The 8,775-nt window shown below is 65.0% G+C and carries 11 protein-coding genes; 9 read left to right on the forward strand and 2 right to left on the reverse strand.

The genetic code is table 11. The features are described 5' to 3' along the window. Positions 1-217 precede the first annotated feature (217 nt). The 4 genes from BKG60_RS17780 to BKG60_RS17795 are packed head-to-tail and all read left to right on the forward strand — an operon-like array spanning position 218 to position 3,012. Positions 218-1,123, forward strand: a complete 906-nt coding sequence (locus BKG60_RS17780; protein WP_070947195.1) for a TIGR04222 domain-containing membrane protein — start codon at positions 218-220, stop codon at positions 1,121-1,123. Continuing rightward, positions 1,111-1,986, forward strand: coding sequence for an MbnB/TglH/ChrH family RiPP precursor modification enzyme (locus BKG60_RS17785; protein ID WP_070947182.1), 876 nt, complete (start codon positions 1,111-1,113; stop codon positions 1,984-1,986). The genes BKG60_RS17780 and BKG60_RS17785 overlap by 13 nt, the downstream gene beginning before the upstream one ends. Further along, positions 1,983-2,201: an SCO6045 C-terminal-like domain-containing protein gene (locus tag BKG60_RS31995; protein ID WP_075909797.1), complete on the forward strand. Its 219-nt coding sequence runs from the start codon at positions 1,983-1,985 to the stop codon at positions 2,199-2,201. The genes BKG60_RS17785 and BKG60_RS31995 overlap by 4 nt, the downstream gene beginning before the upstream one ends. Beyond that, on the forward strand, positions 2,194-3,012 hold the full coding sequence (locus tag BKG60_RS17795) for a L,D-transpeptidase (RefSeq protein WP_070947181.1): 819 nt from the start codon (positions 2,194-2,196) through the stop codon (positions 3,010-3,012). Before BKG60_RS31995 ends, BKG60_RS17795 begins: the two co-directional genes overlap by 8 nt. A 47-nt stretch (positions 3,013-3,059) precedes the next feature. Here BKG60_RS17795 and BKG60_RS32530 read toward each other — a convergent pair whose 3' ends face one another. Continuing rightward, positions 3,060-3,680: a hypothetical protein gene (locus tag BKG60_RS32530; RefSeq protein WP_239252134.1), complete on the reverse strand. Its 621-nt coding sequence runs from the start codon at positions 3,678-3,680 to the stop codon at positions 3,060-3,062. A gap of 204 nt (positions 3,681-3,884) precedes the next feature. Here BKG60_RS32530 and BKG60_RS17805 point away from each other — a divergent pair, with 204 nt between their 5' ends. The 5 genes from BKG60_RS17805 to BKG60_RS17825 all read left to right on the forward strand — a co-directional run bounded on the left by BKG60_RS17805 (position 3,885) and on the right by BKG60_RS17825 (position 6,987). After that, positions 3,885-4,154 carry a hypothetical protein gene (locus tag BKG60_RS17805; protein ID WP_070947179.1) on the forward strand — a complete coding sequence of 90 codons (270 nt, stop codon included), beginning with the start codon at positions 3,885-3,887 and terminating at the stop codon, positions 4,152-4,154. A 143-nt stretch (positions 4,155-4,297) separates the two neighbouring features. Then, on the forward strand, positions 4,298-4,738 hold the full coding sequence (locus BKG60_RS17810) for a hypothetical protein (protein WP_070947178.1): 441 nt from the start codon (positions 4,298-4,300) through the stop codon (positions 4,736-4,738). Further along, the gene (locus tag BKG60_RS17815) at positions 4,735-5,613 is read left to right on the forward strand and encodes a DUF4436 family protein (protein WP_239252132.1); all 879 of its coding nucleotides are present in this window, start codon (positions 4,735-4,737) and stop codon (positions 5,611-5,613) included. Before BKG60_RS17810 ends, BKG60_RS17815 begins: the two co-directional genes overlap by 4 nt. A 28-nt stretch (positions 5,614-5,641) precedes the next feature. Continuing rightward, entirely contained in the window at positions 5,642-6,376 is a 735-nt protein-coding gene (locus BKG60_RS17820; RefSeq protein ID WP_131823455.1) for a cysteine peptidase family C39 domain-containing protein, read from the forward strand. A 14-nt stretch (positions 6,377-6,390) separates the two neighbouring features. Next, entirely contained in the window at positions 6,391-6,987 is a 597-nt protein-coding gene (locus BKG60_RS17825; RefSeq protein WP_165617870.1) for a DUF4190 domain-containing protein, read from the forward strand. 27 nt (positions 6,988-7,014) lie between these two features. Here the strand turns inward: BKG60_RS17825 and BKG60_RS17830 are convergent, their stop codons facing one another. Beyond that, entirely contained in the window at positions 7,015-7,905 is an 891-nt protein-coding gene (locus BKG60_RS17830) for a helix-turn-helix transcriptional regulator (protein ID WP_239252130.1), read from the reverse strand. Positions 7,906-8,775: the final 870 nt, after the last annotated feature.

The following is an 8,775-nucleotide window of genomic DNA, read 5'->3' on the forward strand; positions in this document are numbered from 1 at the left end:
TGTGGCGACGGGCCAGCGGTTCGACACCCCCCCGGGCCTAGGCACGAATTTTCCTCAGACAACCGCCACCAACTCCTCACCGCCTTCTGCCCCCCCGGCGTGCACGCTTGCTGGTTCAGCGGGGCCGCGCGACAACGCTGTCGCCTGAAAGTTGGGACCGGTAAGGGGCTTTGACACGAGCAAGGTGATGCACAACCGAACACCAGGAGGTGATGTGATGTCGATCGAGAACCTGCTTGACCGGTACGCCGAGGCGATAACCGCAATGGGCTACGGATATCTGGCCGCATTGGCGACGACGATCGTCTTCGCGGTGGTCTGGCGGATCGCCACGACTCCGCGGCGTCCGGCGATCACCGAACCGATCAGCATGACCGAGCTGGCGTTCCTGCGATCGGACATCGCCTCCGTAGTGACCTCGCTGGCCAGCCTGCGGGCCAGTGGACGGGTCACCGCGAACGGGCGGGTGGACCGGGAGGTAAGCGGCCCGGAGACCGACCCCTTCATCGGGCGGGTACTCGAACGCGTCGCGGCCGACCCGGAGCACACCGTGCCGGGCCTGTACGCTGAATCCGGTGACGAGCTCGCGGCGCTCGAAGAGGAGCTGAGCCGGCGCGGCCTGGTGCGAACCGGTGCCGAACGCGCCCGCATGCGCTGGGGCAGCGCACCCTCGATCGTGGTGATGGCGTTCGGTGTCGGCTACGGCATCTATCTGGTGACAACGCTGTCCGACCATCCGATCCACGCGGTGACGTTCGTCTCGGTGGCAGTCGCCACGGTGCTGTACGGAACGCTGGTGCTTCCGCACCTACTCGGGGTGAATCGCCTGACCCGCGCCGGCCGTCGTCTGCTCGCCTCCCGGCAGCGGGAAATGGCATATCTGGAGCCGGCCAAGAAACCCGCCTTCGACACCTATGGTCCCGCGGCGGTGGCACTGTCGGTGGCCCTGTTCGGTACCGGCGCACTGTGGGCCATCGACGCCGACTACTCGACGTCGGTGCAGCTGGCCGGATCCTCCTCGGGCGGTGCTGACGGCGGCTGCGGCGCCTCCTGCGGGGGCGACGGTGGCGGCGGGTGCGGGGGCTGCGGAGGCTGTGGCGGGTGCGGAGGATGCGGCGGATGAACACGACAGCCCGTACCGTGCCGGCCCTCGGCGATGTGGGTATCGGCTGGCGACGTGAGATCACCGGGGTGATCGCCGATCTGCGACCCGGGTTCTGCGAGGTGATCGCCGAGTCGATCCCGATCCGCCGCCGTCGAGCCCGGCCAGAGCCGGCTCTGGCCGACCTCGTCGCGCGCGGTATCCCGGTGATACCGCACGGCGTTGCGCTCTCGCTGGGCGGCACAGAACCCGTGCAGCCCAGGCGAGTACGCCGCCTGACTGCCTGCGCACAGGCTCTGTGCGCTCCGGTGGTCAGTGAGCACATCGCCTTCGTCCGGGCCGGCGGCATCGAGGCCGGACACCTGCTTCCGGTGCCGCGCACCCGCGAGGCCCTCGACGTGCTCACCGCCAACATCAACCGCACCCGACAGGAACTCCCGGTGCCGCTGGCCCTGGAGAACATCGCCTCCTTCGTCGAGTGGCCGGAATCAGATCTCACCGAGTCGGAGTTCCTCACCGAGTTGGTGGAACGCACCGGGGTGTTACTGGTTCTCGACGTGGCCAACGTCTACGCCAATGCGCGTAACCGCGGACGGGATCCGCTGCGGGAGTTGGCGCGTCTGCCGGTGGGGCAGGTGGCCTACAGCCACGTCGCGGGTGGGCGAGAGGGGGCGGATTTCTATCACGACACCCACACCGATCGGACACCGCCGGAGGTGCTCGACCTGGTCACCGCGCTGCGCGAGCGGGTGGACACCCCGTTCATGTTGGAGCGCGACGGCCGGTTCCCGCCTGCCGCAGAGCTTTTCGACGAGTTGGACGCGGTCGCCGCCGCCGCGGGAGCCGCGCCGATCACCACCGGAGCACGAGAGGTGTGGGTATGACCGAAACCTTGGCGCAACGGCAGCAAGCTTTGGTGCGGGCATTGGTGGCGGGTGGACCGGTACCGCCTGGCTTCGACCCGGCGGCAGTCGCCGCCGCCGGCGAGGTGTGCCGTCACAAACGGGATGCGCACTCGGGGACGGCTACTCGGCGACGCCGGTGGTGGCCGGATTACCGGAGATGGCTGAGCCGCATGACACGATGGTGGGATGAGTGACTGGACGACGGGCAGGCTTTTCGGCGCATTGCGGGCAGCTGCAGCCGCTTCGATGGTGGGCTGTGCGTTCGTGTTGGGTGCCGGTGCCGCGCAGGCAGATCCGGCGCCGTTCGAGCCGCCCAGGCTGGTCCCCGGCGACGGCGCGACCGTCGGTGTGGCCCAACCGATCATCGTCAACTTCCCCGGCCCGGTCGACGATGCCGGTGCCACCGAGAACTCGATTCACATCTCGTCGGTCCCGGAAGTTCCCGGCAAGTTCTACTGGATCACCCCGACGCAACTGCGTTGGCGTCCGTTGAGCTTCTGGCCGGCACACACCACGGTCACCGTCGATGCCGGCGGCACGATGTCCAACTTCAACATCGGGGACGAGCTGGTGGCCACCGCCAACGACACCACCCACCAGATGACCGTGACCCGCAACGGCACTGTGGTGAAAACCATCCCGATGTCGATGGGTATGGCATCGGGCGGTCACCAGACTCCGAACGGCACGTTCTACGTGCAAGAGAAGATGCCCTCGGTGGTGATGGATTCGTCGACCTACGGTGTTCCGGTCAATTCGCCGAACGGATACAAGCTGACCGTCGATCTGGCCGTCCGGTTCGATGACAGCGGCGACTTCGTGCACAGCGCACCGTGGTCGGTCGCTGATCAGGGCAAGCGCAATGTCAGTCACGGCTGCATCAACATCAGCCCGGCAAACGCCCGATGGTTCTTCGACAACTTCAACGCCGGCGATCCCATCATCGTTCAGAACTCGACCGGCACATACTCCCGGTACGACGGCTCCAACGATTGGCAGATCTAGGCTTTGTCCGGACATCCGCCGCGCACTGGAGTTCGGGCCAAGTTTGTTTAACCCTCGTCGGTGAAGTCGGTGTTCCCAGGCTCCGGAGGCCCGGTGTCATCACCAGCACCGTGATTCGGGTTCGTGCAGATGCTCCCCTCGCACGGCGTATCGCCGTCATCGCCGGCACCGTTGTTGGGGTTCGTGCAAATGCTCCCCTCACACGGCGTATCGCCGTCATCACCAGCACCATGATTCGGGTTCGTACAGATGCTCCCCTCACACGGCGTATCGCCGTCATCACCGGCACCATGATTCGGGTTCGTACAGATGCTGCCCTCGCACGGCACGTAGGTGCCGTCGCCGTTGGGGTTGGGAATCCAGTAGCCGCCGTCATCGCCGGCACCGTTGTTGGGGTTCGTACAGATGCTGCCCTCACACGGCACCCAGGTCCCGTCGCCATTGGGGTTGGGGATCATAGGCGTGGTAGGCCTGGGGGTGCCCGATGGAATCGCCGGGATGTACACAGTCTTGCCGGTGCTCGGCTTGATCGTCGTACTTGCCCGGTGGGAAGTCGTCGAGGAGGCTCCGGAAGGAGTGTTCGAGCTGGCACACGCCGTGGTGCCGAACCCGAACAGCATCAGGGCGGCAAGGGCCGCAAATAACCGTGAGCACGTCGAAGCAGTCATGGTCGCGGCAGTTTATCCGGACTATCCCCCAACGGCTTTCGAATTAGCGGTCGGCACTTTTCAAAATCCGAATTCGTGGCCACAGTGGTGCGTCCACTTTTGCGAAAGTCGCGGTCTTTCAGAAAGCGAACCCGACGTTCGCTGTATACGGTCCGCTTTGGTGCGCCGGGATGCCCGCCCCGGCCGCGACTCTAGGAGATTCCCGTGCTGAAGAGGATTGTTGTCGCCGGTGCACTGGCGCTGGGCGGGGGGCTGGCCAACGTGACCGGCGTCGCGCATGCCGACGACATCCTCGTGGTTGGCTACGACGGCGTCGAGGAGTACTACAACACCGAAGCCGAGTGCCGCGAGGACGGGCCGAACGTGCACCTGCAGATCAACGACACCGTCTACCCGTATTGGTACTGCCGGATCGGTGATGACCGCGGCGACACGGTGCACTGGTACCTCTGGAACTCCGACGTACCGAACTAGTCGATGCATGCGCCGGCAGCGCTCGGGTGCGACAGCTCCGGTCGGGGGGTACGGAGCTGTCGAACCCGCTCCGAGCGCCACCGGCTCTTGCCCACCGGCGGTAGTCGAGTCGGATCATTCGCAGCCAAGAACGAAGGAGTGCGATGAAGTTTGGCGGACGGGTCTGGGCCGGCATCCTGATCACCATCGGTGTCATGCTCGGTTCTCCGAACGTTGCTGCGGCTGAGGAGATCCTGCCTGTCGGCTCGAACGGCGTCACGTATATCCGGACCGAGTCGGGACGAACGATGTGTGGCGTCCACGGAGACGCGGTGAACTGCACTGTGCAGTTCGTGAATCCGCCCCAGACTGCCGACGGTGCGCCCGCGAACTCGGTGACCCTGGTCCAGGACGGAACCTTCACCTACCTGGCCGCCGATCTCGGTGTCGCCGATCCGATGCACGCCATCGCCTACAACCAGACCTACATCACCAACGGCTGGGCGGTCGAGGCATTCAGCGACGGCACCCGATTCACCAACAACCGGACCAACGAGGGCTTTTGGGTGAGTGTCACCGAGGTCAATGCCCTCGGTCAGATGTGACGGCGCATCGGGCCGCGATCAAGCGGCTGGGCGCGCGCGGTGCCCTCGTCGGCGGAATCGCCCTACTGCTGTCGATCACCGGCAGTCTGAGCGTCTACCTGGTGCATCGAAATGCGAACTACTCCACGGAATCCGGTGCCGTGGATGCCGCCGATCGCGTCAACGTCCAGGTCTGGATCAATCAGATCGACACCACCCGCCAGACCATGTCGGTCGAGATTGTCGACATCGAACCAATCGGGGCACTGGCCGACTCCGACGGGAGCTTTGCCCGCGACATCGTGCTCACCACCTCCGCCCTGGGAGATCCAATCACCGTGCGAGAGGGGCAGACAGGAACCGACACCCCGCGCACGTTCGCGGTGAACGGAACCGTCACCGACTACCCGTTCGACCGGTACCACTCGCTGATGACGTTCGGGGCGACCGCCGACGGGGCATCTATACCCGTCGCGGTGACAATCTCGAGCGCCGATCCGTTCTTCCGTAACACGCCCGCTGTCGCACCATCGGTAGCGGATCAATCCGACGAGGTGAGCATCGACCTGACGTCGACCCGCTCCACGCCGACCCTGGTGTTCGCCGTGTTTGTCATGGTGCTGATGCTGGGCCTGGCGGCCGCGACGGTCACCGCGAGCTACTACATTCTGCGCTGGCGCAGGGGCCTGATCTTTCCTGGCTGCTCGATGATGGCAGCCATCCTCTTCGCGCTGATCCCGCTGCGCAACGCGGTCCCCGGCAACCCACCGATCGGCTCAGTGATCGACTTCGTGTCGTTCTTCATCGCCGAGACCGTGATCGCGGCGGCGCTGATCGCGTCGGTGATCGTGGGGTACCGGGTGGAGATCGCCAACGAGCTCGCCGAAACCGATTGAGATTCACAACGTCACAAGGAGCTTCATCATGAGGAGTCGCCAGCCGATGCGGACCGGTGCCGCCGCAGTGCTGCTGCTGTTGGGCACGGCGGTCGCCGGCTGCGGCACAGAGGACGCCACCAGCGACAGAGCCCAAACCCAGGCGGTGTCAGCACAGGCGCCTGCTGGCCTGCCCACGCCACGTGCGGCCGGTCCGGTGTACGGCGACCCGGACGACGCATCGAGATACTGGGTGGAGCAGTCCTACAGCGACTGCGGTCTGCTGGCCGTGGCCACCGTCGTAGGCATGGTCAGCGGAGATGCCCCGACCGAACAGAACATGATCGAGCTGGCCGGCCAAGAACGGCGCGGGCCCATCTACCTACCACCCCAACCAGGGGACGACACCACCGACAACGCCACCGCCCCCGAAGATCAGCTTCGCCTGCTCAAACACTTCGACATCGCAGCCACCGTCACCAACGACGACATCGCCGCCGCCGGCGGAATCCCCACCGGCCTCGACGCGCTACAGCAATACCTCGGCGTAGGCCGCAAAACGATCGCCGCGGTGAACGCGGAAACCATCTGGGGCCAGGACGGCGACCACACCGAGGAAGACCACGCCGTCGTCGTCGCCGCGATCGACAGCGACCAACAGATCGCCTACCTGTCCGACAGCGGCACCGAAGCCGGTGCAGGAGAACAAGTCCCGCTCGACACCTTCGAAGCCGGATGGCGGGCCAGCGGGCACGCGCTGCTGGTCACCGACCAACCGGCCTGACGAGAGGCACAACCATGACAGAGCACTCCACTGCACCACCGCCGCGAACCCCGACACAATTGCCACGGCCGACTACGGGCTGGGCGATCGCCGCACTGATCTTCGGCATCATCGGCGGCGCGGTGATCGGCATCATCTGCGGGCTCGTGGCGCTCAGCAAAACCAGAACCGGCCGGTTCGGTGGTCGTGGCCTCGCCATCGTCGGCTTGATCCTGTCGGGGCTGTGGATCGTCGTCGGCATCATCGCCGTTGTGGCGCTGACCTTGCTGCCGAGCGATGCCGACCATTTCGTTCCCGCCGCCGGGACATGTTTCGCCGCAGAGCCCGACGGAAGCTTCTACGAGAGCGACGTCCTCTCGTGCGACCAGCCGCACAAAGTCGAGGTGTTCGCGGTGTTCACCGTCCCCGGCGACCAGTATCCCGGCGACGCTGCCGCTGAGAAGTTCGTCGAACGCTGCAACAGCGAGTACGCGGCATACGCCGCGGAAGACGCCCCAAACGTCGACATCGAAGCTCTCCGCCCCACCGCGCAAACCTGGGGTGAGGGTGTCCGCACCGTCAAATGTCTTGCGGTCTCAGAAGAACCCCTCACCGGATCCGCCAAAGGTTGAGGCCCAACATCCGGCGGCGCAAACACGTCAGTTGTCGAACCTCTCCGCCTTCGGCCACATGGCTGCGCGGTAGGCGGTCGGAGTCACACCGACTCGGTTCTTGAAGGTTGTCGCGAAGTGACTCGGTGTGGAAAAGCCGACGAGACTTCCGATCTCGGTGATCGATATGGGCGCAGACTCCAGCAGCATCTTGGCCTCGGCGATCCGCTGATCCAACACGAACTGGTACGGCGTCATGTGAAACGCCTTGCCGAACGCCTGACGAAACACGTCGAGCTTCATCCCGACGAGTCCGGCCAGCGTGGGCAGGTCGATCTCGGAACCGAGGCCGTCGCGGATGAACTCCACCAGTTGCCGCTGCTCGGACCGGCTCAGTTCCCGACCCATCCTGGGCCTCTGCGGAGCACCACTGCCGTAACGGTCGCGCACATGCAGACGCAATCCCTCGGCAAGTGTCTCCTGCAGCAGCCGCGCCGCGACATCGCCTCGGCCGTCCACGCTGACGATCCGTTCGATCATGTAGTGCAGCAAGGGATCCTGACCGCCCACCGCGGGTTTCAACGTGTCGCGCCCGATGATTCCTATCGGCAAAGTCAACTGGGCAAAACTGCACTCTGCGTGTGTTGCCAACGCCGCTGACCGTTGTTCAGCCGGAATCACCCAGACATTGCTCACTCGCGGAATTACACGGCCGGCCCGTCCACCCTCGAACTCCACTTCCTTGGAGTTCGCGCGCCCGGTCCGCCAGACCAGCACCTTGTGCTCCGACGCCGAGAACGACCAATCGATCGAGTCCGCGAACTGTTGAGTAACCAATTCCACGCCGATTCCCAACACCGTGAAGTCGAGCGACGTCCCGCCGGCTTCGGCGTCACGCTGCGCGTCACCGTCGCGGCCGGCCTGTCGTTCTGCCGTCACGGCAAGGGAGATGATGTCGGTTCAGCTAACACATGGTGATGCTAATGCCTATTGGTTGCTGCATTCGCGGCAAAACTTCGCGCGCCGTTGATGGCGATAGAAAATCCGGTCGCCGCTAACAAGCAGCGGCGACCGGATCGCACGCCCACGACGCCTATTCGTATGACGCACCGCGACAGTAAATGACCGATGCTCCATCGCGCTTTCGGAATCCACCGGCGACTTTCCAGAAACTGATCACAAGGATGAGTGAGATGTTCATCCGCGGCAACGACCGCCTGGCCAAGGCGCTCAGCGACCCGCCCGCCGCGCGCGGGTCGTCCGGGGAACATACTGCCCGTGATCGGCAGGACGCGTGCGTCCCCTCTTCCTGTCCACACTGTCCCATGACGGGCGGTACCGATCACAGAGGCGACATTCTGAGCAACGTGCAGCAGCATGCGCACGGTGCCAGTGCCTGACGACCTGATCGCGGCGTGTCACTCCGGGTCACATCGACAGCACCAGGAGGAGTGCCAGAAACGAGAAAAGCCACCCGTCACCAGGTGGTTCTCTAAGTGGCCAGGGCCGGGATCGAACCGGCGACCTTCCGCTTTTCAGTAGTGCGCTTGAGCATCGCCCCAGGTCGCGGGCCCGCATCCTGGAGCCTTGACCTGGGCTTTCCCCGCTCCGATCACGCCGGCCGGTGCGGCTTGTGTGTCACATCTGTGTCAGATCGCCCGCTCGGCCCACTCCCGCTCGCTCTGAACCACCCCGGGTTTGATGCACACCTTCTTTCGAGGGAAGGTTGTTCGCATCATGCCGAAGAAGTACGACGAGGAGTTCAAGGCCCGGGCGGTGCGGTTGGTCACCGACCATCTCGAGGAGTAC

Origin of the sequence: Mycobacterium syngnathidarum (assembly GCF_001942625.1) — a bacterium.
Taxonomy (GTDB): domain Bacteria; phylum Actinomycetota; class Actinomycetes; order Mycobacteriales; family Mycobacteriaceae; genus Mycobacterium; species Mycobacterium syngnathidarum.